This window comes from Olsenella absiana (assembly GCF_036408855.1).
GTDB classification, from domain to species: domain Bacteria; phylum Actinomycetota; class Coriobacteriia; order Coriobacteriales; family Atopobiaceae; genus Olsenella_K; species Olsenella_K absiana.
In genome coordinates this window covers 95396-120921 of record NZ_JAZGJQ010000003.1, presented here as the reverse complement: position 1 = coordinate 120921, position 25526 = coordinate 95396, and the positions used below count along the sequence as shown (strand labels likewise).

The 25526-nt window shown below is 68.1% G+C and carries 21 protein-coding genes and 6 tRNA genes; 9 read left to right on the top strand and 18 right to left on the bottom strand.

Going from position 1 to position 25526, the window contains the following annotated elements; genetic code table 11:
* Positions 1-165 precede the first annotated feature (165 nt).
* Positions 166-241: transfer RNA gene (locus VXJ25_RS03980), tRNA-Gly, on the bottom strand.
* A 103-nt stretch (positions 242-344) separates the two neighbouring features.
* Positions 345-421: transfer RNA gene (locus tag VXJ25_RS03975), tRNA-Pro, on the bottom strand.
* A 209-nt stretch (positions 422-630) separates the two neighbouring features.
* Here VXJ25_RS03975 and VXJ25_RS03970 point away from each other — a divergent pair.
* The 3 genes from VXJ25_RS03970 to VXJ25_RS03960 are packed head-to-tail and all read left to right on the top strand — an operon-like array spanning position 631 to position 3924.
* Positions 631-1959: an efflux RND transporter periplasmic adaptor subunit gene (locus tag VXJ25_RS03970; protein ID WP_330957920.1), complete on the top strand. Its 1329-nt coding sequence runs from the start codon at positions 631-633 to the stop codon at positions 1957-1959.
* Positions 1960-1963: 4 nt separating this feature from the next.
* Entirely contained in the window at positions 1964-2707 is a 744-nt protein-coding gene (locus VXJ25_RS03965) for an ABC transporter ATP-binding protein (protein WP_407941909.1), read from the top strand.
* Positions 2704-3924, top strand: coding sequence for an ABC transporter permease (locus tag VXJ25_RS03960; protein ID WP_330957918.1), 1221 nt, complete (start codon positions 2704-2706; stop codon positions 3922-3924). Before VXJ25_RS03965 ends, VXJ25_RS03960 begins: the two co-directional genes overlap by 4 nt.
* Positions 3925-4103: 179 nt before the next feature.
* Here VXJ25_RS03960 and VXJ25_RS03955 read toward each other — a convergent pair whose 3' ends face one another.
* From VXJ25_RS03955 to pdxR, 3 genes are all read right to left on the bottom strand, one after another.
* Positions 4104-5321 carry an iron-containing alcohol dehydrogenase gene (locus VXJ25_RS03955; RefSeq protein ID WP_330957917.1) on the bottom strand — a complete coding sequence of 406 codons (1218 nt, stop codon included), beginning with the start codon at positions 5319-5321 and terminating at the stop codon, positions 4104-4106.
* A 100-nt stretch (positions 5322-5421) separates the two neighbouring features.
* Complete coding sequence (locus VXJ25_RS03950; protein ID WP_330957916.1) at positions 5422-6906, bottom strand: aldehyde dehydrogenase family protein; 1485 nt, start codon at positions 6904-6906, stop codon at positions 5422-5424.
* 141 nt (positions 6907-7047) lie between these two features.
* Positions 7048-8472 (bottom strand): MocR-like pyridoxine biosynthesis transcription factor PdxR, encoded by a 1425-nt coding sequence (gene pdxR / locus VXJ25_RS03945; RefSeq protein WP_330957915.1) that lies wholly within the window; start codon positions 8470-8472, stop codon positions 7048-7050.
* A 277-nt stretch (positions 8473-8749) separates the two neighbouring features.
* Between pdxR and VXJ25_RS03940 the strand changes: the two genes are divergently transcribed.
* On the top strand, positions 8750-9691 hold the full coding sequence (locus VXJ25_RS03940) for a diacylglycerol/lipid kinase family protein (protein WP_330957914.1): 942 nt from the start codon (positions 8750-8752) through the stop codon (positions 9689-9691).
* 108 nt (positions 9692-9799) lie between these two features.
* Here VXJ25_RS03940 and ptsP read toward each other — a convergent pair whose 3' ends face one another.
* From ptsP to VXJ25_RS03915, 5 genes are all read right to left on the bottom strand, one after another.
* A complete protein-coding gene (gene ptsP, locus VXJ25_RS03935) occupies positions 9800-11503 on the bottom strand; it encodes a phosphoenolpyruvate--protein phosphotransferase (protein ID WP_330957913.1) in 1704 nt (567 codons plus the stop codon).
* A 140-nt stretch (positions 11504-11643) separates the two neighbouring features.
* Entirely contained in the window at positions 11644-12570 is a 927-nt protein-coding gene (gene pfkB, locus VXJ25_RS03930) for a 1-phosphofructokinase (protein ID WP_330957912.1), read from the bottom strand.
* Positions 12571-12617: 47 nt separating this feature from the next.
* A complete protein-coding gene (locus VXJ25_RS03925; RefSeq protein ID WP_330957911.1) occupies positions 12618-13073 on the bottom strand; it encodes a PTS sugar transporter subunit IIA in 456 nt (151 codons plus the stop codon).
* Between the two features lie 258 nt (positions 13074-13331).
* Positions 13332-14312 (bottom strand): magnesium transporter CorA family protein, encoded by a 981-nt coding sequence (locus VXJ25_RS03920; protein WP_330957910.1) that lies wholly within the window; start codon positions 14310-14312, stop codon positions 13332-13334.
* Positions 14313-14342: 30 nt separating this feature from the next.
* Complete coding sequence (locus VXJ25_RS03915) at positions 14343-15029, bottom strand: hypothetical protein (protein ID WP_330957909.1); 687 nt, start codon at positions 15027-15029, stop codon at positions 14343-14345.
* Positions 15030-15221: 192 nt separating this feature from the next.
* Between VXJ25_RS03915 and VXJ25_RS03910 the strand changes: the two genes are divergently transcribed.
* Together VXJ25_RS03910 and VXJ25_RS03905 are read left to right on the top strand one after the other, a co-directional pair.
* Positions 15222-16709, top strand: a complete 1488-nt coding sequence (locus VXJ25_RS03910; RefSeq protein ID WP_330957908.1) for a C1 family peptidase — start codon at positions 15222-15224, stop codon at positions 16707-16709.
* 35 nt (positions 16710-16744) lie between these two features.
* The gene (locus tag VXJ25_RS03905; RefSeq protein ID WP_330957907.1) at positions 16745-17638 is read left to right on the top strand and encodes a LysR family transcriptional regulator; all 894 of its coding nucleotides are present in this window, start codon (positions 16745-16747) and stop codon (positions 17636-17638) included.
* A gap of 16 nt (positions 17639-17654) precedes the next feature.
* Here VXJ25_RS03905 and VXJ25_RS03900 read toward each other — a convergent pair whose 3' ends face one another.
* From VXJ25_RS03900 to VXJ25_RS03865, 8 genes are all read right to left on the bottom strand, one after another.
* Positions 17655-17849, bottom strand: a complete 195-nt coding sequence (locus tag VXJ25_RS03900; protein WP_330957906.1) for a hypothetical protein — start codon at positions 17847-17849, stop codon at positions 17655-17657.
* Between the two features lie 350 nt (positions 17850-18199).
* Positions 18200-19609, bottom strand: a complete 1410-nt coding sequence (locus tag VXJ25_RS03895) for a TrpB-like pyridoxal phosphate-dependent enzyme (RefSeq protein ID WP_330957905.1) — start codon at positions 19607-19609, stop codon at positions 18200-18202.
* 375 nt (positions 19610-19984) lie between these two features.
* Positions 19985-20061, bottom strand: a tRNA-Arg gene (locus VXJ25_RS03890).
* Positions 20062-20084: 23 nt separating this feature from the next.
* Positions 20085-20786, bottom strand: coding sequence for an NUDIX hydrolase (locus VXJ25_RS03885; RefSeq protein WP_330957904.1), 702 nt, complete (start codon positions 20784-20786; stop codon positions 20085-20087).
* A gap of 90 nt (positions 20787-20876) precedes the next feature.
* Positions 20877-22205 (bottom strand): C40 family peptidase, encoded by a 1329-nt coding sequence (locus tag VXJ25_RS03880; RefSeq protein WP_330957903.1) that lies wholly within the window; start codon positions 22203-22205, stop codon positions 20877-20879.
* Between the two features lie 346 nt (positions 22206-22551).
* A tRNA-Lys gene (locus VXJ25_RS03875) sits at positions 22552-22627 on the bottom strand.
* Positions 22628-22670: 43 nt separating this feature from the next.
* A tRNA-Lys gene (locus VXJ25_RS03870) sits at positions 22671-22746 on the bottom strand.
* A gap of 19 nt (positions 22747-22765) precedes the next feature.
* Positions 22766-22841: transfer RNA gene (locus tag VXJ25_RS03865), tRNA-His, on the bottom strand.
* Positions 22842-23099: 258 nt separating this feature from the next.
* Here VXJ25_RS03865 and VXJ25_RS03860 point away from each other — a divergent pair.
* From VXJ25_RS03860 to VXJ25_RS03850, 3 genes are all read left to right on the top strand, one after another.
* Positions 23100-23972, top strand: a complete 873-nt coding sequence (locus VXJ25_RS03860; RefSeq protein WP_330957902.1) for a transporter substrate-binding domain-containing protein — start codon at positions 23100-23102, stop codon at positions 23970-23972.
* A 66-nt stretch (positions 23973-24038) separates the two neighbouring features.
* On the top strand, positions 24039-24692 hold the full coding sequence (locus VXJ25_RS03855) for an amino acid ABC transporter permease (protein ID WP_330957901.1): 654 nt from the start codon (positions 24039-24041) through the stop codon (positions 24690-24692).
* Positions 24685-25506 carry an amino acid ABC transporter ATP-binding protein gene (locus VXJ25_RS03850; RefSeq protein ID WP_330957900.1) on the top strand — a complete coding sequence of 274 codons (822 nt, stop codon included), beginning with the start codon at positions 24685-24687 and terminating at the stop codon, positions 25504-25506. Before VXJ25_RS03855 ends, VXJ25_RS03850 begins: the two co-directional genes overlap by 8 nt.
* Positions 25507-25526 lie beyond the last annotated feature (20 nt).

Below are 25526 nucleotides of genomic sequence, written 5' to 3'. Positions count from 1 at the left end.
AAAACTTCCCGCATCCGTCTCGCAACCTCATGGCAACGCTTGGCGACGGATGGCGCAGGAGCCCGGCGTCGAGGGTCGCGACAGGCGCCGCCATCGAGAAGGGCGAGAGGCCGAGGGGGCCACGAGACGAGAAAGGCCACGGCGTAGCCGTGGCCTCGTGTGCGATGGAGCGGCGGACGGGACTCGAACCCGCAACAGGCAGCTTGGAAGGCTGCTGCTCTACCAATTGAACTACCGCCGCAGCGCTCGGGCGAACCCGAACCTCTCCCATCCTAAACCAAGCCCACGCGGCAGCGCAACTCCCGGCGCCTGGCAGGGGCCCCAAGGGGCCCCTCGGATGCGAATGGTCGGGGCGACTGGATTCGAACCAGCGACCCTCTGCTCCCAAAGCAGATGCGCTACCAAGCTGCGCCACGCCCCGACGCTAAGTGCTCAGTATAGGATACCGTCACCCTGCGGGCAATGGTCTTTCTCGCGCTGGCAAGCGCCGGGGGACCGCGTGCGGAATCCTCCGCGTCCGCGCCGAGCGCATCACGGATACTGGTCCCAGCTACGACGAGCGTCGCCAGAACCCTGAGAGCCGATCCCGAGAGCCCCGGCCCGAGCGGCCGCCTAACCGAGGAGGACACCATGACGTCCACCCCCGACAGCCCGAGCAGGCCTCCCGCGCCGGAGGAGGCCCAGGCCGAGAGCCAGGCCACGCTCCGCGTCCCCTCCCCCGCCGCCGGCACCACTTCCGAGGAGGACGCCGAGGCCAAGCGCGCCCTGGAGAGCCTCATGGCGCACCGTCGGCGCCGCCGCACGAAGAGGGTCGTCGCGCTCGTGGTCGCCCTCGCCGTCGTCGCCGCGGTCGCGGCCTTCGCAGCCCTCGGCTCGCGACAGCCCGACCCCTCCGAGGCAATCGTCCCGACCGTCACCGTCACGCGCCAGGACTACACGGAGAGCGTCAAGGCCTCCGGCAGCGTCGAGCCCGTCGAGTCCGTCCAGGTGACCCCCGAGGTGGACGGCATCATCCAGAAGGTCTACGTCCGGCAGGGGGACCGCGTCGAGAAGGGCGACCCCCTGCTGCTCATCGGCAACGACGCGCTCGACAAGGCGGTGCGCGACGCCGAGCTCCAGCTGCGCTCCGCGAAGAACCAGCTCCGGTCCGCACGCGAGTCCTACCAGGCCGCCTACGACGCCTACTACGCCGACGAGACGGGCTCGATCGACGTCTCGACCGTCAACTCCGCCGCGGACGCGGTCGACGCGGCCCAACTCGCGCTCGAGGGGGCGCAGTCCTCCTACGATGACGCGGTGGCCAACGCCGACAAGCGCACCGTCCTCGCCCCCGCCTCCGGCTCGGTCGTCGTCATGAACGCGGTCGAGGGGGCCCAGGCGGGCTCCGGCGGCACGGGCGCCGCCTCCAAGGACTCCTCCGGGGCCCTCATCATGATCGGCGACCTCTCCCAGATGAGCGTCACGGTGCAGGTGAACGAGCTCGACATCGCCAAGGTCCAGGTGGGCCAGCCTGCCACCGCGACCTTCTCCGCCCTCCCCGATCTCTCCCTCGACGCCGAGGTGACCAACATCGCGTCCGTCTCCTCCTCGGACGCCTCCTCGGCGGGCTACGGTGGCACCGTCGTGACCTACGCCGTGAGGCTGCTCGTCCCCGAGCCCGACGCCTCGCTCAAGCCCGGGATGACGGCGAACGTCGACATCACCTGCGCGAGCATCCCCGACGCGCTCACCGTGCCCGCGAGCGCCATCGGCACGGACGCGGACGGCGCCAGCTACGTGTGCGTCGTCACGGGCTGGGAAGGGACCGTCCCCGCGACCGAGCGGCGCCGCGTGGACGTCAGGGCCTCGGGAGGCTCCGACGTGGTCATCGAGGGCGGCGTCTCCGAGGGGGACGAGGTCCTCGAAGACGCGCAGGCGGAGCCCGGGGACGCGCCCGCCCCCTCCGGCGTGGCGGCCTAGCATGGTGGCCCCGGTCATACGCGCCAGTGGCCTCTGGCGCATCTACGCCACGGGCGCCGGCCTCACCTGCGCCCTGCGCGGCGTCGATCTCGAGGTCGCGCGCGGGGAGTTCCTCGCCATCATGGGACCCTCCGGCTCTGGCAAGTCCACCCTCATGAGCATCCTGGGCTGCCTCGACAGGCCGACCTCGGGCACCTACGAGCTCTCCGGGATCGACGTCTCGACCCTGAGCGACTCGGAGCTCGCCCAGGTGCGCTCCGAGGCGCTGGGCTTCGTCTTCCAGTCCTTCAACCTGCTCCCGCGCGCCACGGTCATCCGCAACGTGATGCTGCCGCTCGTCTACACCCGCCGCCCCGCGCGCGAGCGCGAGCTGCGCGCCTGGCGCGCCCTCGCGGAGACGGGCCTGCCCGAGGAGCTCTACTACCACCGCTCCAACGAGCTCTCGGGAGGCCAGATGCAGCGCGTCGCGATCGCGCGAGCGCTGGTCTGCGACCCCGAGGTTATCCTCGCCGACGAGCCCACCGGCAACCTCGACTCCGAGACGGGCGAGCTCGTCATGGGCATCTTCCGCAGGATGCAGTCGAGGGGCAAGACCGTGGTCCTCATCACCCACGACCCGGAGGTCGCGGCCTGGGCCGACCGCGTGGTCCACATCCGGGACGGCCGGCTCCTCACCGACGAGCAGGAGCGCGCCTTCGTCCGCGCGATGAGGCAGGGGGCGACCGAGGGGGAGGCGAGAGGGGCATGAGGGCGAGCGACCTGTTCTACGAGACCTTCTCGGCCATCCACGCCAACCGGGGGCGGAGCCTGCTCACGGTCCTCGGCATCGTGATCGGCATCGCCGCCGTCATTTCCATGACGGCGCTCATCGACGGCGTGAAGGCCTCCCTCGTCGGCGAGCTGGGCCTCGACCAGTCGCGGACGGTGATGATCACCTGCTACGTGGGGCGCGACCTCACGTCGGACGACGTCGACGCCTTAGAGGAGGGCCTCTCCGACCAGTACGACTTCATCACGGGGACCGCGTACGCGAGCGGCGACGCCACGAACGGCGTCGCGACCGCGAGCCTGAGCATCCAGGGCGTGGAGCCCGAGTACTTCCAGGCGACCGGCGTCAAGGCCTCGGCGGGCAGGCTCGTCTCCGAAGGCGAGGCGAGCGTCGGCGCCCGCGTGATCGTGCTCGACCGCCAGTCCGCAGACCAGCTGTGGCCGCAGGGCCCCGACGCCGCGCTCGGCCAGACCCTGAGGCTCGGCAACGACGACTTCACTGTCGTGGGCGTCACCGAGGCGAGCCTCTCGGGCGGCACGAGCTACGTCCCCCTCAAGACCGCGGAGGCGCGCCTCACCGGGAGCTCTGCGATCACGCACGTCGTGGGCTTCGCGCGCGAGGGCGAGGACATGGACTCGATCGCGGCCACGACCGAGGCCTACCTCAGGCGCTACTTCAACGTGCCCGACGACGCCGTGACGGACGGCACCTCGAGCTCGCAGTACTACATCAGCGTCATGACCATGGCCTCGATCCTGCAGCAGCTCGACTCCACCATGGCCGCGTTCCAGCTGCTCATGGGCGCCGTCGCGGGCGTCTCGCTCGTCGTGGGCGGCATCGGCATCATGAACATGATGCTCACCAACGTCACCGAGCGCATCCGCGAGATCGGCCTCAGGAAGGCGCTCGGGGCGCGCCGGAGCGACATCACCCTGCAGTTCCTGCTCGAGTCCGTGATGCTGTGTCTGATCGGCGGCGTCATCGGCATCCTGCTCGGCTACGGCAGCGCCTCCGTCCTCGCCGCCGTCGCGTCGTCGTCCTCAATGATGGACGGCATGCAGGTGACCCCGGTGATCACCCCCACGGCCGTCGTACTCGCCACCGGCATCTGCGTCGGCATCGGGGTGCTCTTCGGCTTCTACCCCGCCTGGCGCGCCTCGAGGCTCGACCCCGTCGAGTCGCTCCGCTACCAGTAGGCAGGGGCGAGTCGCGCGGCAGCTCCGCCCCCCACGCGACGCCACGGCGCGCAGGCGCGCGCCGTGGTACGCCTCTCCGAGGCGGGAGGTTGCGAACGAAGGGGGCGCCGGACCTGGTCCGACGCCCCCTTGCGCTACGCGCTCCTCCGGGATGCCCGGGCGGGCGGGTTCCTCTCTCCTTAGAAGTGGATCTCCTCGTCGAAGTAGCAGGCGGTGAGCAGCTTCTCCATCTGCTGCTGGTTGACCGGGCGCGGGTTGGCTCCGGTGCAGGCGTCCAGCAGTGCGTTGGCCGCGATGTCGGAGAGCTTCTTCTCGAACTCCTCCTCGCTCACGATGCCGTCGCCGTCCGCCACGAGGGCGCCGCCCTGGCCGTAGTTCTTGATGGCGTGGGGGATGTTCATCTGGTCGTTGAGCCAGCGGACCCACCCGATGAGGTTCTCGACCTTGTCGGCGCGCGTCAGGCCTCCGAGGTTCAAGACGTCGGCGATCTGGGCGAAGCGCTCGGCGGTGGCACCCACGCCGGCGTTGAAGCGGATGACCTTGGGCAGGTACATGGCGTTGGCGCAGCCGTGGATGATGTGGCCGTTCTCGAACGCGGCGCCGGTCTTGTGCGCCATGGAGTGGACGATGCCGAGCAGGCCGCTGGAGAAGGCGACGCCCGCGAGGCACTGCGCGTCGTGCATCGCGGCGCGGGCGGCCTGGTCGCCGGAGTAGGACTGCACGATGTTGTCGCGGATCATGCGCATAGCGTGCAGGCCCATGGCGTCGGTGTAGGGGCTGTGCGCGGTGGAGACGTAGGACTCGATGGCGTGGGTCAGCGCGTCCATGCCGGTGAAGGCGACCATCTTGACCGGGAGCTTCTTGACGAGCGCCGGGTCGACGATCGCGACGTCGGGCGTGATCTCGAAGTCCGCAATCGGGTACTTGATACCCTTGTGGTAGTCGGTGATGATCGAGAAGGCAGTGACCTCGGTGCCCGTGCCGCTCGTGGTGGTGATGGCGCAGAAGTGGGCCTTCTTGCGGAGCTTGGGCAGGCCGAACGGGGTGGTCATCTGCTCGAAGGTGATGTCGGGGTACTCGTACTTGATCCACATGGCCTTCGCGGCGTCGATCGGGGAGCCGCCGCCGACGGCGACGATCCAGTCGGGGCCAAACTCCTGCATGACCTTGGCGCCCTTCTCCACGGTCTCAACGGAGGGGTCGGACTCGATGCCCTCGATGACCTTGACCTCGAGCCCGGCCTCCTTGAGGTCCCCGAGGATGACGTCGTAGTAGCCGTTGCGCTTCAGCGAGCCGCCGCCCATGCACAGGACGGCCTTCTTCCCCTCGAGCGTCTTGAGCGCATCGAGCGCGCCCTCACCGTGGTAGACGAAACGCGGATTGATGAACTGCTGCATGGTGATCCTCTCTTTCCGATGCCGATACCCGCAAAGAGGCTATATCTTTTTTGATATAGCCTCTCCGTACACACAACCGTCGCTCTATCAGACCTTCCCGCTACTTGTGGGGGTAGAACCCGGAGGGGCCGTCGTTGGTGTTGACCATGACGTTCTTGACCTGAGTATAGGCATTGAGGATCATCTTGTGCGTCTCACGGCCTATACCAGAGGTTTTATAACCACCGAAGGGCGCTCCAGCAGGAATCTGGTTGTAGGTGTTGACCCACATGCGACCCGTCTCCACCCCGCGCGCCACGCGGATGGCGCGGTTGATGTCGCGGGTCCAGACCGCGCCGCCGAGACCGTAGTCGGAGTCGTTCGCCATCGCGAGGACCTCCTCCTCGGTCTTGAACTTGATGACGACGGCCACCGGCCCGAAGATCTCCTCGCGGGCGCAGCGCATGGCGTTCGTGGCATCGGCGATCAGCGTGGGCTTGTAGAAGACGCCCTTGGCGCACTCCCCCTCCGTGTAGGCCTCGCCGCCACAGAGGATCGTCGCGCCCTCCTCGCGGGCGAGGTCGACGTAGGACTGCACCTTCCTTGCCTGCGCAGGGTTGATCTGGGCGCCGAGCTGCGTCTCCGGGTCGAGCGGGTCTCCGATCCTCACCTTCTCGAACTGGTCCACGGCGGCCGCGACGAACTCGTCGTAGATGCCCTCCTGTACGAAGACGCGAGAGCCCGCGCAGCAGACCTGCCCCTGGTTGAAGAGGATGCCGAGCTGGAGGCCGTCGATGGCCTGATCGAGGTCGCAGTCGTCGAAGAAGATGCTGGCGCTCTTGCCGCCCAGCTCGAGGGTCGCTGGGATCAGGCGCTCTGCGGCCGCGCGGGCGACGGAGCGGCCGACCTCGGTGGAGCCGGTGAAGGCGAGCTTCCTGAAGCCGGGGTGCTCGAGCATCCACTGGCCCGACCTCGAGCCCTTGCCCGTAATCACGTTCACGACACCCTTGGGCAGGAGGTCGCCGACGAGGTCCATGAGGACCAGCAGCGAGAGGGGCGTCGAGGAGGAGGACTTGATGACCACGCAGTCGCCCGCCGCGAGCGCCGGCGCCAGCTTCCACGCCGCCATCAGGAACGGGAAGTTCCAGGGGACGATCTGCCCCACGACGCCGATGGGCTCGCGCAGCACGACGTTGAGCAGCCCGCCCTCGAGGACGGACGCGCTGCCCTCCTCCGAGCGGATCACGCCGGCGAAGTAGCGGAAGTGGTCTGCGCCGTACGGCACGTCGATGGCCTTGGTCTCGCGGATGGGCTTGCCGTTGTCCAGCGTCTCGACGCGGGCGAGAAGCTCTGCGTTCTCGTCGATGACGTCCGCGATGCGCAGCAGGAGGTCGGCGCGCTCGATCGGCTGGACGGCGGCCCAACCGGGCTGCGCCGCCCAGGCCGCCTCGACCGCGGCGTCGACGTCCTCCTTGGTGGCCTCCGCGCACTCGGCGAGGACCTCGCCGTTCGCAGGGTTCACCGTCTTGAAGGTCCCCCCGTCCGAAGCCGGCCTGAAGGCGCCGTCGATGTATAGTCCGTAGCTGCTCCTGAGCTCGTATGCCATGATGCTTCCCCCTTCTTTCGGAAGTCGGTCGGGCCCATCCGGGCCCCCTGTGGACATCTGGCACCCTACCCGAGGCCACAGGGAGGCGACAGGTTCGCATCACGACTTTTTTTGCAGTCCGGTTTCGGCCGAGCGGACGGCTCAGCGACGCCCACGACTCGCCTCGGCGCGGGCGATGTCGTCAGCGAACACTTCCTCCAGAATCGACACGAGCTCGCCCACGCGCGCCTCCTCGACGCTCGCGGTGTTGAGTACCACGTAGCCCGCATGGAGCACGTCCTGGCAGGCGCAGTGCTCCGAGAGCATGTCCAGGCTCAGGCTCCTCTCCGCCGCGGCCTCGACGATCTGGCGGTCGCTCATGCGCGTGTCGACGGAAAGGAGCAGGTGGGTCCCCACCTCGCTGGGCAGGAGGTGGCCGACGAGCGAGAGCCTCGAGGAGTCGACCTTCTCGACGAAGACGTCGCGCTGGCGGCGGTAGTAGCGCCTGAGGTGGTTGACGTGGCGCCTGAAGTGGCCCTCGGAGATGAACTCGGCGAGCGTCGCCTGCTCGAGGCTCGACGCGGTGCAGGAGTAGAAGCCCGCCTGGTCGCGGTAGATCTCCATGAGACGGTGGGGCAGCACCATGTAGGAGATGCGGATCGAGGGCACGAGGGTCTTTGAGAAGGTGTTGAGGTAGATGACCCTCTCGGACTGGCACATGCCGAACAGCGTGGGGAGGGAGCGCTGCGAGTAGCGCAGCTCGCTGTCGTAGTCGTCCTCGATGACGAGGCGCCTCGGCTCCGCCTCGACCCATCTCAGCAGTTCCTCGCGCCTCTCCATCGGCAGCACCGCGCCCGTGGGGAAGAGGTTGGCGGGCGAGACGAGCACGGCCTGGGCGGAGGTCGCGCCAAGCTCCTCGGTCCTCATCCCGTGCAGGTCCGCAGTGACGAACTCCCAGGTGGCGCCGCTGTTGCGCGCTATCTGCACGAGCTTCTTAGGGTAGATGTCGCCCGTGACCAGCCGGGGTCGACCTGCCAGCAGGTGGATGAGGCGGCTGTAGAGGAACTCCGTCCCGGCACCGACCACCACGCAGGCGGGGTCCACCACGATGCCCCGCGACTCGAAGAGGTACTCCGCGATCGCCCGGCGCAGCTCGTAGAGGCCGTTCAGGGGCACCGTCTCGTACATCTCCGAGTCCTGGGCGGAGAGGATCCTCCTCATGCAGCGCACCCAGGTGTTCGCCGGGAAGAGCCGGATGCCGTTGCGGTTGGCGTTGGCGTCGAACACCTTGCGCGCGCCCTCGTCCGGATCCTCCTCCGACTCCTCCTCCGGCAGCTCGCGCGCCGCCACCTCGGAGACGTAGAACCCGCTGCCAGGCCTCGCCAGCACGTATCCCTCGCTCGCAAGGAGGTCGTAGGCGCGCTCCACCGTCGAGACGCTCACGCCCAGGCGCTCGGCAAGCTCGCGCTTGGAGGCCAGCCGCACCCCCGCCTGGAGCGCGCCGGAGCGGATGTCGCGCCTGAGGCAGCTATGGAGGTACTCGTACTTCTTGAGGGACCCCCGCCCCTCGAGGTCATGTGGATACATTCCGCGCCTCTCCCCGCCCGGTGGCGCCGGCTCGCGACAGACCCCGACGCTCCTCGACTGACCCGTTATTCTCGTCCAAACTATATCTATTAAATCATGTCGATTGACCGGTCACTTGTCATCGGGCGGGCACTCTGGCGAACTCGGAATACCTCCGACGGCAGCAGGTGCCACCGCGAGCGGCCGCACCCGTCCCGCGGGACCCGCCTGGGCTAACATCGAGCCCGAAACGGGGCACCCCCGACGGGCGCTCGTGGTGACGTGGCGGAGGGACGACATGGCAGGCGTGGAGTTCGGCAGGTCCCTCATCATCGCGAACCCTGCCTCGCGCAGCGGGCGTGGGGCTGGCGCCGCCGTGCTCGTGGGCCGCTTCTTCGACTGCTACGGCTCGCTCACGGACGGGCACGAGCTCGTCCTGACCGAGGGACCGGGCGACGCGCACCAGCTCGCCGCCGGCTCGGCGGGCTTCGACACGGTCTTCTCGCTCGGGGGCGACGGACTTGCCCACGAGGTGGCCTGTGGCCTGATGGAGGTGCCAGCCGGCAGGCGCCCGCGCTTCGCCCTGATCCCCATGGGCTCCGGCAACGACCTCGCGCGGACCTTCCATGCGACGAGGAACGACCCCGACCACGCAATCGCCGAGCTTGTCTCCGGCAAGGAGCGCTCGATGGACCTGGGGCGCGTCAACGACACCTACTTCGTCCAGACGCTCTCCTTCGGCATGGACGCGGCGATCGCGCTCGACACGACGAGGCGCCGCGCCGAGGACGCGACGCAACGGGGTGCCGCGCTCTTCGCCACCTCGGGCGTCAGGCTCTTCTCCTCTGGGATGCGCGGCTGGGCCTTCGAGGCGACCTGCGACGGCGAGGCGCTCGAGGGCACGGACATCGTCTTCGCCGTGCAGAACGGCCCCACCTACGGCGGAGGCTTCAGGGTGTGTCCCGACGCCGACCCCGCAGACGGCAGGCTCGACCTGTGCTACTCGCGGCGCCGGCCCCACTCCGCCACGGCGCTCGGGCTCTTCGGTCTCGCACGCCTCGGCCTGCACACCCACTCGAGCGTGCTCGCCTTCCGCGACCTCTCCCGCCTGGACGTCCGCTTCCCTGAGGGCCCGCCGCCCTGCCAGGCGGACGGTGAGCGCCTCGACGCGGACGAGTACCACGTCACCGTCGAGCCGGCGGCGCTCAGGGTCCTTGTCCCCGCCGCCTGTCCCTGGTAGGCGACGTAGGCCCTGGTACGTGGCATAGCAAAGGAGAAGGGCCGCCCCCTCGCGAGGGCGGCCCTTTGCGTCAGGCGCGGTGCCAGCCGATCTTCTCCGGGCGGACGCCTACTTCGCGGCGGCCTGCAGCGCGGCGCGGACCTCGGCGGAGGTCTCGAGGCTCATGACCTTCTCGGTCAGGGCGTCCGCCTCCTCCATCGTCCACTCGGAGATGGTGCGGCGCGTGCGCAGGATCGACGGCGCGGACACGGAGAACTCGGTCAGGCCGAAGGAGAGCAGCACCGGGATCAGCAGCGGGTCTGCCGCGGCCTCGCCGCACATGCCGACCATGATGCCCTGCTTGACGCCGTTCTGGATGATGGTCTTGAGCGAACGCAGGACGGAGGGCTGGTAGACGTTGTAGAGGTACGCGACACGGTCGTTACCGCGGTCGGCGCACATGGTGTAGCCGATCAGGTCGTTGGTGCCGATGGAGAAGAAGTCGCACTCCTTGGCAAGCAGGTCGGAGATCAGCGAGGCGGACGGGGTCTCCACCATGGTGCCGACCTCGATGTCCTGGTTGTACTTCACGCCCTCGGCGTCGAGCTCCTTCTTGCAGGTCTCGACCAGGGCCTTGACCTGACGGACCTCGTCCAGGGTCGTCACGAGCGGCAGCATGATCTTGATGTCACCGTAGGCCGAGGCGCGCAGCAGGGCGCGGAGCTGCACCTTGTACTGCTCGGGGTTGTTGAGGCAGTAGCGTACGGCGCGGAAGCCCATGAACGGGTTGTCCTCGCGCTTCATGTCGAGGTACGGAATCTCCTTGTCGCCGCCCACGTCGAGGGTGCGGATGATGACGGGCTTGTCCTTCATCGCGATGGTGACCTTCTGGTACGCGGAGAACTGCTCCTCCTCGCTCGGGAGCTCCTTGGCGTCCATGAAGAGGAACTCGGAGCGGAACAGGCCGACGCCCTCGGCGTCATGCTCGAGCGCCGCGGTGGCGTCGCCGGGGTTGCCGATGTTGGCGACGAGCAGGACCTGCTTGCCGTCGGCCGTCTTGGTCGCGACGCCGCGGAAGGCCTCGAGGGCCGCCTTGTCGGCCGCGTACTTCTTGGCCTTCTCGGTGTAGGTGGAGAGGAGCTCGTCGTCCGGGTCGACCACGACCTGGCCCTTGCCGCCGTCGACGACGACCATGTCGCCGGTCTTGATGTTGGAGGTGCAGTCCGCGACCGAGAGGACGGCGGGAATCTCGAGCGCGCGGGCGATGATGGCCGAGTGGGAGGTGCGGCCGCCGGTCTCGGTGACGATGGCGACGACGTTGTCCCTGTCGATGTCAGCGGTCATCGATGGGGTCAGCTCGTGGACGATGATGACCGAGTGCTCGGGGAGGCTCGAGAGGTCGACCAGCTCCTGGCCGAGGAGGTCGGCGAGGAGCGCCGTCTTGACGTCGGCGATGTCGGCGGCGCGCTCGCGGAAGAGCTCGTCCTCCATGTTGGAGAACATGTTGTAGTACATGTCATACGCCTCGGAGACGCCCTGCTCGGCGCACATACCGCCGTCGATGGAGCCGTTGACCATCTCCTTGATGCCGTCGTCCTCGGCGAACTCGATGTGCGCGTTCATGATGCCGGCCTCCTTCTCGAGGCCGTTCGACTTCATGCGCTCGATCTGGGCGTTGGTCTGCCCGATGAACTTCTCGATCGCGGCGGCATAGCGGGCCTTCTCGGCGTCCACGTCCTCCGGCTTGTGGGGCGTGAAGGTAAGGTCCGGCTCCACCGCTACGCGCGCTACGCCGATGCCGATACCATCAGATGCGTTGACACCCTCAAACATGTGGCTCCCCTTTCATGCTGCAGTACAAACACCCTCTGAAACACTTTATTACAGATTCAATCTCTGCTGGCCGCGAATCTCGGAAGGGCTGACGGAACTTGTCCGCCAGCCCCTCCGAGTCCAACGTATGCGCCGGGGCGCTAGTCCTCGATGCCCATCTGCTTGTGGAGAGCCTTCACGACGCGATCGATGGTCGAGCGCTTGGCGATGGCCTTGGAGCCGGCCGTCGCCGTGCCGCAAGCGGACGCGAAGATCAGGGCGTCCTCGAACGAGGCGCCCTCGTTCACCTTGGCGATGAAGCCCGCGACCATAGAGTCGCCCGCACCCGTCGCGTTGACGAGCTTGATCTTGGCCGTCGGGACGATGTGCTCCTCGTCGTTTTCGTCCACCAGGGCGGCGCCGTGGCCGCCGCACGAGACGATGACGTTCTGGGCACCGAGCTCGTGGAGCTTGTGGGCGTAGGGCATGCAGTCCTCCGGCGTCTCCGGCTGGGCGCCGAAGATGCGGCCGACCTCGTGGTTGTTGGGCTTGATGAGGAAGGGCTTCGCGGAGAGCGACTCCATGAGCAGGTCGCCCGGGGCGTCCACCACGAAGCGGATCCCGCGGCCGTCCAGGCGGCGCATGATGACGTCGTACATGTTATCGGGCAGAGACTTGGGGATGGAGCCCGTCAGCACGAGGGTGTCGCCCTCGCCGATGCCATCGATGCGGTCGAGGAGCTCGTCGACCTTCTTCTGTGAGATCTTGGGGCCCATGCCGTTGACCATCGTCATGACGATGCCCTGCAGCTTGACGTTGATGCGCGTGTTGCCCTTGTCGAGGAGGACGAAGCTGGAGGCGATGCCCTTCTCCTGCAGGCGATGGATGAGGTACTCCCCCGTGAAGCCGGCGGCTATGCCGAGCACGACGTTCGAGACGCCGAGCTCGTTCAGGAGGGTCGAGATGTTGATGCCGTTGCCGCCGATGTGGATCTCCTCGCTCGAGGAGCGGTTGGTAAAGCCCATGTCGAGCGTCAGCGGGTGCATGACGTAGTCGATTGCGGGGTTGAGTGTCACGGTGTAGATCAACGGGTGCTCCTTTCGACCGTGCCCGGACCAGGGCCTGCCCTCGCGCGCTAGTCCGCGAGCCTCTCGTTGATGGCGTCCGCGATGGCCTCCGCGTCGTCGCTCCCGAGGATCGTGGAGCAGAAGTCCGGCTGCATGAGCATGGATGCGATCTTGGCGAGGACGGCCAGGTGCACGCCACCCTGTGGGTCGGTGGGGGTGAAGATGGCGATGGCCGCCTTGATCGGCTCGCCGTCCATGGACTTCCAGTCGACCTCGCCGGAGAACTTCACGACCATGACGCTCGTGCGCTCGATGGCTGCAGACTTGGCATGAGGCAGGGCGAACCCGCCGACCATGCCCGTGGAGCCCTGGGCCTCGCGCTCGCGGAAGGAGGCGAGCACGGCCTCGCGGTCGCTCGCGACGCCCAGCTCCACCGCCTTGTCGGAGAGGAACTCGAGCACCGCGTCCACGGTCTTGGAGGGGTTGTCGAAGAAGACGTCTTCCTTGCTTACCAGATCTGCCATATCAAAGCTCCCATCTCATCCGTCCGGATAGCTTCACCACGCCAAATCAAGCCACGGCGCTGCAGGACCGCGTTACCTCTACCTGATTATAAAGACCTAAAGAGGATTTTCTCGCACCTCTTCTCACCCAGCCCCTATTTTTCCGAACCCCATAAATCCGCGCGACTTGACCTCGAATGGGGGACATGTGGCCTGGCGCCGCGGCGGGCTCCATACGGGCCCGGCTGGGCTGGTGCGGCCCCGACCGCTCGCGCCGGCCTAGCGGGTGGCGCGGCTGCGCTCGATCCAGACGAGGGCCGCCACGGACATCACGAGCGACAGGGCGAGGGGGAAGGCCCAGGAGGAGTCGAGGGGCAGCGGCGTGTTCATGCCGTAGAAGCCGTACACCATGGTGGGCACGCTCAGCACCAGCGTGATCACCGCGAGCACGCGCATCGTGTCGTTGAGGTTGTTGTTGATGAGCGAGCCGATCGTGTCCATGGTCTCGTTGATGACGCTGCTGTAGATGTCGCACATCTCCATGGCCTGCCTGACCTCGATGCCCACGTCGTCGAGGAGCGCCCTGTCCTCTGGCCTGAGCGCGACCACGCGCCCGTAGCCGATCCTGGCAATCGTGGTGTCGAGCGCCTTCAGGGAGGTGGAGAAGTACACGAGCGACTTCTCGAACCCGAGCATCTTCATGAGGTCGGAGTTGCGCATCGTGTGGCGCAGGGTGCGCTCGTTCTCGCGGAACTGACGGTTGATGGAGCGCAGGTCCACGAGGTAGTGCTGCGATATATCGAGCAGCAGCTGCAGAAGCATTCTGGCGTGGTGCGAGGTGTCCATCTCGCTCAGGCGCCCCTCGCGCGCCGCCCTGATCGTGCTATTCTGCCTGAGCGCGACCGTCACGACGACGTCCTCGTCCTCGAGGAAGAGCACCGAGAGCGGGTGCGTGTCGAACTGCACGATTGAGGGGTCGACGACCTCGTCGCCCTCCTCGATGGCGGGGCAGTCCACGATCACGAGCGTCTGGCCGGTGGTGGCGTCGTAGTCGACGTGCGAGGTCTCCTCGTCGTCGAACGCCGAGTCGACGAACTCCTCGACCACGCCCAGCTCGTCGATGAGCCAGTTGCGGTCGTCGCCGGTCGGCTCCGTGACGCTCACCCAGCAGCCCGCCGAGATCTCGTCGACCTTGGTGGTGTAGGCGATGAGGCCGCCGTCCTTGCAGCGCTTCGAGCGCGTCTTGTAGAAGTCAATCACAGGAGCCCCTATCGTCGACAGGCCACAAGGTTATCCCACTTCGAGCATCCGCCTCGCCCGCGCGACCGCGCGCGCCGGGTAGCCGGGCTCGTCCTCGTCCGCGCAGTCGACGACGCGCGCGAACCCCGCCGCCGCGGGGGCGCCCTCCCCCGCCGCCGGGGCCTCCGCCGGCGCGGCGAGCTCGACGCCGAGGCGCTCGAGCCAGGCGAGGTAGGGCCCGCACGCCTCCTCGGGCAGCGCGGGGACGGGGTCCGAGAAGAGCGTCACCGCCTCGCCCCGCCGCGCGAGCCAGATCGCGCAGGCGAGAGCGCAGAGCCCTCCCCCGACGACCGCGACGCGCGCGCGGATGCCGGCCCCCGCGGCCTCGGCCCCGTCCGCAGAGGCGTCTGCGGCGCGCTCGGCGTCCGCCTCGAGCCACAGAAGCGCCACCGCGCGCTCCACCTCCGAGAAGCGCACCGGCTCGGAGCGGCGGCGCCGGCCCCGGATGCAGTGCCGCTCGCACTGGGTGGAGGTGTCGCAGGAGAGGGCGCAGGCGAGCGCGAGGGGGTTCGCCTCCATGAGGAGGTCGCCCGCCTCGAGCTCCCTCCCGCTCCTGAAGAGCTCGATGACCTCCGGGATCGGCGTCGCCACCGGGCAGTTGTCCTTGCAGGTGGGCTTGCCGCAGCCGAGGCAGCGCTCCGCCTCGTCGCGCACGCGCCCGAGCTCTTCCTCGTCCATGCGTCCCCCCGTCATCCGCCGCGCCGACCGACCGGGTGGCCCCGGGGCGGCGGTCCTTCTCACATGCTCGCGCCCCACGGGCGCCTGCCCCATGATATCCGCCCCAGGGGCGGAGGCGCTCGGGACTCCGCCCATGGAGTGGTAACCTCTTGCCTCGTATGAATCGACCTCTTTCCTTAGGAGGGAAACCACATGGCCAACAGCAAGGCAACCGCGCCGGGAGCGCTCTGCGCCGACTGGGCCCGCGAGCAGAGCGAGTCCTTCTCCAAGGACCGCACCAACCGCGTCGCGCGCAACGCCGTGACCGCGGACGGGATCATGGCCGCGGCGCGCGACATCTCCAAGATGCGCACCTACCACGACACCTACGGCATCTCCCGCCCCAAGACCGGCGACGTCACCAACCAGCGCCAGAGCGGGCGCTGCTGGATGTTCGCCACCTTCAACGTCGTGAGGGCGAAGACGATGAGGCTGCTCGACGTGGACAGCTTCGAGTTCTCCCAGTCCTTCGGCATGTTCTACGACAAGCTCGAGAAGACCAACTCCTTCTTCGAGAACGTGATTGAGACGGCCGACGAGCCCATCGAGGGGCGCGAGGTCTCGACGATCCTCGACAACGGCATCGAGGACGGCGGCTACGTGCCCTTCGCGTTGAACATCATCCAGAAGTACGGCCTCGTCCCCAAGGACGCCATGCCCGAGACGGCCTGCTCCAAGAACTCCGCCGAGATGAACCAGCAGCTCGACCGCCTCGCTCGCAAGGGCGCCCTGGCGCTGCGCCGCGCCCACGCCGACGGGGCCACCGACGACGAGCTGCGCGCCCTCAAGTCCAGCCTCATGGCCGACGCGCACCGCCTGCTCTCCGTCTGCCTCGGCGAGCCCCCCACCACCTTCGACCTCAAGGTGAAGGTCGGCAAGGACGCCAAGGTGGACCCGGCCAAGCTCTCCGCCGTCGAGCCCCAGGAGCCCACGGCGGATGACAAGGGCGAGAAGGGCGAGAAGTCCGACAAGGACGAGAAGTCCCTCATCCTGCGCGACGAGGGCATCACGCCCCTCGAGTTCGTCGAGCGCTACGTGGGGGTCGACCCCACCGACTGGGTGGACCTCATCTCCTGCCCGCTGCCCGAGTACCCCTACGGCCACGCCTACCACCTGCGCCGCGTCGACTCCATCGTCGGCGGCCAGCCGCTGCGCTCCCTCAACTGCGAGATGGACGTGCTCGAGGACGCGGCGATCCGCTCGCTCAGGGCGGGCGTGCCCGTGGCCATGGCCTGCGACGTCATGAAGGAGTTCCCGCGCCACATCGATGACTACAAGTACGTGCTCGCGACCGACACCATGGACTTCGACAGCCTCTTCGGCTGCGAGCTCGAGATGGGTCGCGAGGACCTCGTCCGCATCCGCGAGACGTACCTCTCGCACGAGATGACCTTCCAGGGCGTCGAGCTCGGCGCCGACGGCCGCCCCGTCGCGTGGAGGATCGAGAACTCCTGGGGCAAGGACGCCGGCAAGGACGGCTACCTCATCATGAGCGCCGACTGGTTCCGCACCTACGGCGGCAACGTGACCGTGCGTCGCGAGTTCGTCGACGAGGCCACGCTCGAGCTGTGGGACACCGTCCCCTCCGAGGACGTGGAGCCCTGGTCCTCCATCGCCTGCAGTCTGGCCCCGAAGGACTAGCGGCCACCCGCAGGCCTCGCGCAGAAGGGGGCGAGATGAACCTCAAGCAGCTGGAGTACTTCGTGGCCATCGCGGAGGAGCACCAGATCACCGCCGCCGCACGGAGGCTCCACATCTCGCAGCCGCCGCTCTCCTACGAGCTCTCGCAGCTCGAGCGCGAGCTGGGCGTCCTCCTCGTGACGCGCGAGGCCCGCGGCGTGTCCCTGACCGACGCCGGGCGCGTCCTGTACAAGCGCGCCCGGAGCATCCTCTCGCTGACGAGCGCGGCGGCGGCGGAGGTCGCCAACGTCGGCAGGGGCCTCGCCGGGACCCTCTCCATCGGCATGACCTCGTCCTCGGGCGCGATGTCGCCCGGCGAGGCCATGCGCGGCCTCGCGGCGGGCCACCCGGACGTCTCCTACGAGGTCCACGAGGGCAACACGTACGAAGTGCTCGAGATGCTCGAGCAGGGCATCGTGGAGCTCGGCTTCGTGAGGACGCCCTTCCCCACCACGGGGCTCGTCTGCCGCTACTTCGCGCCAGAGCCGCTCGTCTGCGTCATGGGACCCGACGACGCCGTGGGCGGGGACGGCACCTGCTCCGTCGAGGACCTCGCCGGCGTGCCCCTCATCATCTACCGGAGGTTCGAGGCGCTCATACGGAAGGCGTTCGAGGACCGCTCGGTCCCCCTCGGCGTCGTCTGCCTCAACGACGACGCCCGCACGACCATCAGCTGGGCGCGCGCGGGCATGGGCGTGGGCATCGCCCCCGTGAGCGCAACGCGCCTCCTCACCATGCCGGACCAGGTAGTGAAGACCCTGGACTGCGCCGAGCTCGCCACCCGCCAGGCCGTCATCTGGCGCATGGGGCGGGCGCTCTCGCCGCTCGCGGAGCGCCTCGTCGCCCGCCTCGAGGAGACGTACGGAGACGAGCTCGTGCCGGAGGCCTGATCCGGCTACCGGGAGGCTACGCCTGGAGGCTCCCGGCCCTCCTCAGGCGAGGGCCCTGGCGGGTGCCCTTCTCGAGGCCGGCACCCTCGGACCCGTCGTTCAGGACGCGGCCGGGCTCGCGGCCCGTGCCGGCGATGAGGGGCACGCTCACGAGCGAGAGTACGACGACTGCGAGAGCGACGAGAGACTGTGCATCAAGTCCTGCGAACATCGTGACCCCTTCCCTCCAATGTCGGGCGCCTCGACCTTCCGCAGGGCGTCCTTTGGTCTGCTTCTATTATAACACGTACCCCGATTCCTTCACACCAATCGGAGGAATTTACGTCCAGCTCTTTCGTGCGGTGGACGGTGGGCTGCGGCTCGCCTGCGGCCAGACTCCGGGGCACCTGCCGCACGACCGACGTGTTCCCCACTTTTACCTGGTATGTTGTTCACGTCGGTCACATTCTCCAGGCGTTATCGCGCGCAGCCGCCGAGGTCCTTCTCCATGGAACTCTTATAACACCAGAGTCGAAGGGCGACCCCGCGCACGCGCACGCGCGGGGGGGGGCAAAAGGCGACCTACTGGATGCCGGGGATGTGCGGGATCGTGTCGAGCCCGCGCTGGAGCTCCTCGTCCGTCGGCTCGTGGTCCTCGAGCTCGCCCTTGTTGTACTTGTCGTAGGCGACCATGTCGAAGTAGCCGGTGCCCGTGAGGCCGAAGAGGATGGTCTTGGCCTCGCCGGTCTCGCGGCACCTCTCCGCCTCGCGGATCGCCTGCAGGATCGCGTGCGAGCTCTCCGGGGCGGGAAGGATCGTCTCGAGCTTGGCGAACTTCTCGGCCGCGCCGAAGACGTCGGTCTGCTTGACCGCGACCGCCTCCATGTAGCCGTCGTGGTAGAGCTTCGACACGATTGGACTCATGCCGTGGTAGCGCAGGCCGCCGGCGTGGTCGGGGCTGGGGATGAAGCCGTTGCCGAGGGTGTACATCTTGCAGAGCGGACAGGTCTGGCCCGTGTCGGCGAAGTCGTAGGCGTAGACGCCGCGGGTGAGCGAGGGGCAGCTCGCGGGCTCGACGCCGACGAAGCGCGTGTCGGGGTGGGTGCCCAGGATCTTGTCGCGCATGAAGGGGGCAATGAGACCGCCGAAATTGGAGCCGCCGCCGCAGCAGCCGATCACGACGTCGGGGTACTCGCCCAGCTCCCGCATCGCCTCGTAGGACTCCAGCCCGATGACCGACTGGTGCAGCACGACCTGGTTGAGGACGCTCCCAAGCTGATAGCGGCCCTTGTTGCCGGGGACGTTGAGCGCGCGCTCGACGGCCTCGGAGATGGCGGTGCCGAGCGAGCCCGTGCACCCGGGATCGGCGCCCAGGATCTTCCGGCCAGCCTCGGTGGTGTCGGAGGGGGACGGAGTGATGGAGGCGCCGAAGGTCTGCATCACGCTTCGGCGGAAGGGCTTCTGTTCGAATGAGCACTTGACCATGAAGACGTCCAGGTCGAGGCCGAAGTGAGCCGCGGCCTCGGAGAGGGCCGTGCCCCACTGGCCGGCGCCCGTCTCGGTCGTGATGTTGGTGATGCCCTCCGCGTAGGCGTAGTAGGCCTGCGCGAGCGCCGAGTTCAGCTTGTGCGAACCCGAGGTGTTGTTCCCCTCGAACTTGTAGTAGATCCTCGCCGGCGTGTCGAGCGCGCGCTCGAGGTTGTAGGCGCGGCACAGCGGGCTCGGACGGTAGACCTTGTACATCTCGAGCACCGGCTCGGGGATGTCGAAGAAGGGGGTGTCGTCGTCGAGCTCCTGCTCGCAAAGGGCGCGCGCGAAGACGGGGGCGATGTCGTCCACGGTCGCGACCCTGCCGTCAGGCAGGCGCATGGGCTCGGGCTTCTCGGGCATGTCGGCACGCAGGTTGTACCAGGCCGTGGGAATCTGGTCCTCGCGGAGGTAGGTGCGATAGGGGTCGTCGTGCTTCCTGGCGTCGGTCGTCTGGTCGATCATCCTCTTGCCTCTCTACTCGCTAACGTGCCGTCAAGGTCCTCGCCGCCTGGCGCCTCCCGCGCACACGAAAAGGGCCCCCGGAACTTGTCCGAGGGCCCTTGTGTAAGCGTCATGCGCGGGTGGCCGTCGTCAGTCCGGAAGGGAGTCAGTCCTTGTCCACCACCACGCGCCGGCGCACGCACGGGCGCCGAGTGCGATGTAGGAGGTCTTGGGGGACATCTTCTCTTCCCTTCCTGTGGGCGACGTTAAGGGAGAGACTAGCAGGCTCTTGTTACGTCGGCGTTACTTCTCGCGGGGATTTCGGGCGCCGGCGCCGAGGCTCGCGACCGAAAGCGAGACCCCCGTCCGCAGCGTCCGGACGGGGGTCGTGTCCTCTGGTGCTCCCTGCGCGGTTCGAACGCGCGACCTTGGGATTAGAAGTCCCCTGCTCTATCCAGCTGGGCTAAGGGAGCAGAACGTGGTGCAGTCACCCATTCTAGCGCAAGCCCTGCCGCGATCCGCGCGGGGCGCGCGAATCCTCCGACCGCGCGTCCGCCGCGGCCGACCCAGCCGTGGCCGGCCGGCCCATGCCCCGGGCGAGCGCCTCGTACACGGAGATGACCGTCTTGGAGTCCTCGACCAGGCCGGCGCGGATCGCCGCCATCACGTCCTCGAGAGGCAGCCAGACGACGTCGACGAACTCGCCCTCGTCGGGCGAGGCTTCGTGGCGGTGCAGGCCGTGCGCCATGAAGATGCGCGTCTTCTCGTCGTTGAAGCCGGGCGCACCCGCGCTCACCGCGATGCGCTCGAGGCTCTCCGCCACGAGGCCCGTCTCCTCCTCCAGCTCGCGGGCGGCGCAGACGGCGGGATCCTCGCCCGCCTCGAGCTTGCCCGCGGGTATCTCGAGCGTCATCCTGCCCAGGGCGACGCGGTACTGCCGCACCAGGCAGATCCTCCCGTCGCGTACGGCGCACACGCCCGCCCCGCCGTGGTGGAGAAGGACGTCCCGCCGGGCGTGCGAGCCGTCGGGGCAGACGACGTCGAGCCGCTGCACCTCAAAGATGAGGCCCTTCCAGGCCACCTCCCTCGAGGCCACCCGCTCGACGAGCCTGTCATCGGGCCGCAGGAGCTCCTCGACGCGCTCCGTCGAGCCGACGCCGAGGCCGTCCGACCGTTCACTCCCCACGCTCTCGTCCATCGACGCCTCCCTGCAATCCCGGCCGCCCGGGGCGCTGCGCCCTCCGGGGCGCCGCGCCCGGACCAACGCTGCGCCCGAGCTAGCGCGTGCCTAGTACGTGCCGCCCCCGATGAAGCTGTACACCGAGGCGATGCAGACCGTGCGACCGGGGCTCGGCGCGTGGATCATCTGGCCGTTCCCGATGTAGATGCCCACGTGGCCCGAGGACGGGAAGACGAGGTCGCCCACGGAGAGCTCGCTCATCGAGGTCTTCCAGTCGCCCGTGGCCTGAAGCGAGCCGATCATGTCATAGGTGGTGCGGCCGCGCTTGTAGCCGTAGGAGTAGCAGACGAGGCCGGAGCAGTCGACGCCGCTCGCGCTCGTGCCGCCCCAGACGTAGGGCACGCCGATCATGGAGTAGGCGGTGGAGAGGCCGCCGCCGGAGGCTCCGCCCGTGGAGCTGGACCCCGTGGAGGAGCCGCCCCCGGACGCGGGCTTGTCGGAGCCGCCCCCGGACGCGGGCTTGTCGGAGCCGCCCCCGTTCGAGCCGCCCTCGGGCGCGCGGTTGTCGGAGCCGCCGTTGGAGCTGGGGCTTTCGGGGTCCCCGGCGGCGTCGTCGGAGCCGCCGCCCGAGACGGTCTCGGAGGCCGAATCGGAGCCGCCCGCAGAGCCGCCCGAGGGCTGCGAGCCGCCGTCGCCCGCCTGGGCCCCGGCGTCGCCAGATGCGGCGGTGGAGCCGGTCGCGCCGGACGCTCCGGTCGACGCCTGCACCGTGCTCACCGCGTTTGCGAGGTCGTCGCTCACGACGCCCCTAGAGTCCACCTGGCCTCCCGACGCCGCCGCCTCGGCGGCGAGCTGCGCCTGGACCTCGGCGCTGAGGCTCTGGTAGTAGCTCGTGGCCTCGCCCAGCTTCTGCTGGTAGGCGTCGACCTCCTGCTGGGCGGAGTCCATGGCGTCCTGCTGCTTGGCCTGCTCGACCTTGAGCTCGGCCATCTTGTCGTTGAGCTCGCGCGAGAGGTCGTTGACCACCTGGATCTGCGACGCGTAGGCGCTGTTCACCTTGTCGGCGTAGTAGAGGTTGTCGACGAGCTCCTCCGGGCTCGACGAGCCCATGACGAGCTCGAGGAGCGTGCGCGTCGTGTTGCCCTTGTAGTTCGTGCGCATGGTGCCGCCCAGCTGCGAGCGAGCCTGGTCGAGCCTGACCTGGGTGTCGTCGATGTCGTGCTGCGTCTGGTCGATCGAGGCCTGCGTCGCCTCGTAGTCGTCGGCAGCCTGGGAGAGCGTGGACTGGCTGCTCTTGAGCGCAGAGCCCAGCGACTCCATGTTCGTCCGCGCCTCGTCGAGGCTCGGCGCGGCGAGTGCGGTGACGGGCGCCAGGCCGAGGCCGAGGCCTGCGACCGCGGCGGCCGTCGCCACCGTAGCTATCCTTCTTCTCAGCAATGAACCATCCTCCCGGATACGGCTTTCGCGAATCGTGCGAGGACCTTCGTCAATGTTGCGTAAAGGTCTAAGACGGGTTCGGGCGCCTTCGTGCGGCGTGGGAGGGCGGGCGACGCCGCCGGAGCCCCCGCGCACGAACGAACGTGCCTCCGAGCGCCCGTCCTTATCACTTTCCCATAACGGGGGACGCGGCATCGCAAACTACAGAGGTTCTCCTCGTTCCCAAAGCCCCTTGAAAGCGGGCGGCCTCAGAGGGAGGCCTCCTCGGAGGGAGCGGGCCTTTGTGGCCCGATAGGAAAGGGCGACGAAAAAGCCCCCGGCGCAAGCGTCCGGGGGCTGTACCTGCTGGTGCGTCGTGAGGGGGTCGAACCCTCGACCTTGGGATTAAGAGTCCCCTGCTCTACCAACTGAGCTAACGACGCGTATTCAGTTAAAACGCACCTCTCGGTGCGCGGGAGAAAACGATGGTGGGTCGTGAGGGGGTCGAACCCTCGACCTTGGGATTAAGAGTCCCCTGCTCTACCAACTGAGCTAACGACCCATCTGCTTGATGGAATGAATGGGGTGGGTAGAGGGGCTCGAACCCTCGACCTACGGAGCCACGGTCCGTCGCTCTGCCAACTGAGCTACACCCACCATCTGTATTCCGTCAGGCGGCTTGATTATTATGCACAACGCCCCCAGCGAATGCAAGCGACTTCCCGAATTTTTTCTCGCGCCTCCACGCGGGAGCCTTGCACGCCCTTCGCACGCGGCGGGCACCCTGCTTTACCGTAGTAAAGTTTTTACATACAGACGCTTGACGTAGGCCCGCCGTCAGGTGATGCTCTTTAGCGTAGTAAAGCGCTCTAGCCGAAGGCGCCCACGCCGCCCCCGGCCCCGAGAGGAGACCATATGAAGTACCCGAGCAACCTCACCCGCCGCGGCTTCGTCGGCGCCGGCGCCGCGCTCTCCGCGACCGCCCTCCTCGGCCTCACCGCCTGCGGCGGCTCCGCGTCCCAGTCCTCCTCCGCCCCCGCAGGCGGCGGCTCCTTCGACGGAAAGTTCGTCGTCGGCTTCGACCAGGAGTTCCCGCCCTACGGCTACGTCGACGACTCCGGCAACTACGCCGGCTTTGACCTCGACCTCGCCCAGGCCGTCTGCGAGAAGGAGGGCTGGACCTACACGCCCAACCCCATCTCGTGGGACGCCAAGGACGCCCTGCTCAACAGCGGCCAGATCACCTGCATCTGGAACGGCTTCACGGTCGAGGGCCGCGAGGACGACTACACCTTCACCGCCCCCTACATGGAGAACCGCCAGGTCATCGTCGTGCGCTCCGGCTCCGGCATCTCGAGCCTGGCCGACCTCGCCGGCAAGAACGTGATCACCCAGGCCGACTCCGCCGCCCTCGACCTCCTCTCCGCGGACGGCGCCCAGGCCGACCTCGGCGCGACCTTCGCGCAACTCCAGACCATCGACAACTACAACACCGCCTTCATGATGCTCGAGAGCGGCTCCGTCGACGCCGTCGCGATCGACTACCCCGTCGCCGTCTACAACATCGGCGACCGCCTCAACGAGTTCACGATCCTGGACGAGGCGCTCAACTCCGAGCACTTCGCCGTCGGCTTCGCCAAGACCGACCAGGGCCAGACGCTCGCAGACACGGTCGAGAAGGACCTCAAGGAGCTCGACGCCGAGGGCAAGGTCAAGGAGCTCTGCGAGAAGTACGCCGACCAGGGCGTCTCCTACGACCTGTGGGTGCTCCCGAAGGCGGACGCGTAAGGGACCCGGACATCGATCGAGCGGGCAGGCGCGCCTCGTGCGTGCCTGCCCCTTTTGGGGTGACACATGCAACTCTCCACCATGACGGGCATGCTGGTCCAAGGCTACGGCGTGTCCCTCCAGATCTTCTTCGTTACCCTCGTCTGCGCGAGCCTGCTCGGCATCCCCGTCGCGCTCGGCAGGCTCTCGCGCGTGAGGCCGCTCTCCGCCGTCGTGGGCCTCTACATCTCGCTCATGCGCGGCACGCCCCTCATGCTCCAGATGTTCGCCGTCTTCTTCGCGCCCTACTACGTCTTCGGCATCCAGACGGACTCGAGCTTCATGTTCACGGCCTGCCTCATCGCCTTCGTGGTCAACTACGCCGCCTACTTCGCCGAGATCTACCGCTCCGGCATCCAGAGCATCCCCAAGGGCCAGTACGAGGCGGCCCAGGTCCTGGGCTACTCCAGCGGGCAGACCTTCCGTCGCATCGTGCTGCCGCAGGTCGTCAAGCGCATCCTGCCCGCCATGGGCAACGAGATCGTCACCCTCGTGAAGGACACCTCGCTCGCCTTCTCCATCGGCGTCGCCGAGATGTTCACGACCGCGCGCGCCCTCGTCGCGAGCCAGCGCTCCATGATGCCGTTCGCCATCGCAGCGCTCATCTACTGGGTGACCTGCCTCGTGATCGAGTTCCTTCTCCGCCGCGCCGAGAGGAAGCTGAGCTACTACCATGACTAACGAGAAGAACGACGCACGGACCGCGACGGATGCCGCCGCGAGCAGGCAGGCCGCCGCGAGCGGGCGGCCCGCCGCCGTCACGGTGCGCGGTGCACGCAAGGCCTTCGGCTCCAAGGAGGTCCTGCGCGACGTCTCGCTCACCATCCACGAGGGCGAGATCCTCTCCCTCATCGGCCCCTCGGGCGCCGGCAAGTCCACCATGCTGCGCTGCATGACGCTGCTGGACCGCTTCGACTCGGCCGACTTCTCCTACGGCGACCTCGAGGTTTGCACGCCCGAGAGGGGCTACCTCCCCCAGGCGGTGCGCGAGGCGCGCATGCGCTTCGGCATCGTCTTCCAGAACTACAACCTGTTCCCGCACATGACGGTCCTCCAGAACGTGACGGACGCCCCCGTCGTGGTACAGCGGCGCGACAAGGCAGAGGTGGAGGAGCAGGCCCGCGCCCTTCTCGCCCGCCTCGGCCTCACCGAGCATGCCGACAAGGTCCCCGACCAGCTCTCCGGCGGGCAGCAGCAGCGCGTCGCCATCGCGCGCGCCCTGTGCATGAACCCGCGCGTCATCTACTTCGACGAGGCGACCTCGGCCCTCGACCCCAAGCTGACGGCCGACATGCAGCAGCTCATGCGCGAGCTTGCCGACGAGGGCATGGCTATCGGCATCGTGACGCACGAGATGGGCTTCGCCCGCTCCGTGTCCGACCGCGTCTGCTTCCTCTTCGACGGGCAGATCGCCGAGGAGGGCACGCCGGAGGAGGTCATCGAGCACCCGGTGGACGAGCGAACCAGAAGCTTCCTGAGCCGCGCGGAGGACTAGGGCTCACGGCACAGGCGGAG

Bases quoted from the DNA above. Each gene is read 5' to 3' on its own strand.
- VXJ25_RS03970 (WP_330957920.1), top strand. From the start codon at position 631: ATGACGTCCACCCCCGACAGCCCGAGCAGGCCTCCCGCGCCGGAGGAG.
- VXJ25_RS03960 (WP_330957918.1), top strand. From the start codon at position 2,704: ATGAGGGCGAGCGACCTGTTCTACGAGACCTTCTCGGCCATCCACGCC.
- VXJ25_RS03955 (WP_330957917.1), bottom strand. From the start codon at position 5,321: ATGCAGCAGTTCATCAATCCGCGTTTCGTCTACCACGGTGAGGGCGCG.
- VXJ25_RS03950 (WP_330957916.1), bottom strand. From the start codon at position 6,906: ATGGCATACGAGCTCAGGAGCAGCTACGGACTATACATCGACGGCGCC.
- pdxR (WP_330957915.1), bottom strand. From the start codon at position 8,472: ATGTATCCACATGACCTCGAGGGGCGGGGGTCCCTCAAGAAGTACGAG.
- VXJ25_RS03940 (WP_330957914.1), top strand. From the start codon at position 8,750: ATGGCAGGCGTGGAGTTCGGCAGGTCCCTCATCATCGCGAACCCTGCC.
- ptsP (WP_330957913.1), bottom strand. From the start codon at position 11,503: ATGTTTGAGGGTGTCAACGCATCTGATGGTATCGGCATCGGCGTAGCG.
- VXJ25_RS03925 (WP_330957911.1), bottom strand. From the start codon at position 13,073: ATGGCAGATCTGGTAAGCAAGGAAGACGTCTTCTTCGACAACCCCTCC.
- VXJ25_RS03915 (WP_330957909.1), bottom strand. From the start codon at position 15,029: ATGGACGAGGAAGAGCTCGGGCGCGTGCGCGACGAGGCGGAGCGCTGC.
- VXJ25_RS03910 (WP_330957908.1), top strand. From the start codon at position 15,222: ATGGCCAACAGCAAGGCAACCGCGCCGGGAGCGCTCTGCGCCGACTGG.
- VXJ25_RS03905 (WP_330957907.1), top strand. From the start codon at position 16,745: ATGAACCTCAAGCAGCTGGAGTACTTCGTGGCCATCGCGGAGGAGCAC.
- VXJ25_RS03900 (WP_330957906.1), bottom strand. From the start codon at position 17,849: ATGTTCGCAGGACTTGATGCACAGTCTCTCGTCGCTCTCGCAGTCGTC.
- VXJ25_RS03895 (WP_330957905.1), bottom strand. From the start codon at position 19,609: ATGATCGACCAGACGACCGACGCCAGGAAGCACGACGACCCCTATCGC.
- VXJ25_RS03885 (WP_330957904.1), bottom strand. From the start codon at position 20,786: ATGGACGAGAGCGTGGGGAGTGAACGGTCGGACGGCCTCGGCGTCGGC.
- VXJ25_RS03860 (WP_330957902.1), top strand. From the start codon at position 23,100: ATGAAGTACCCGAGCAACCTCACCCGCCGCGGCTTCGTCGGCGCCGGC.
- VXJ25_RS03855 (WP_330957901.1), top strand. From the start codon at position 24,039: ATGCAACTCTCCACCATGACGGGCATGCTGGTCCAAGGCTACGGCGTG.
- VXJ25_RS03850 (WP_330957900.1), top strand. From the start codon at position 24,685: ATGACTAACGAGAAGAACGACGCACGGACCGCGACGGATGCCGCCGCG.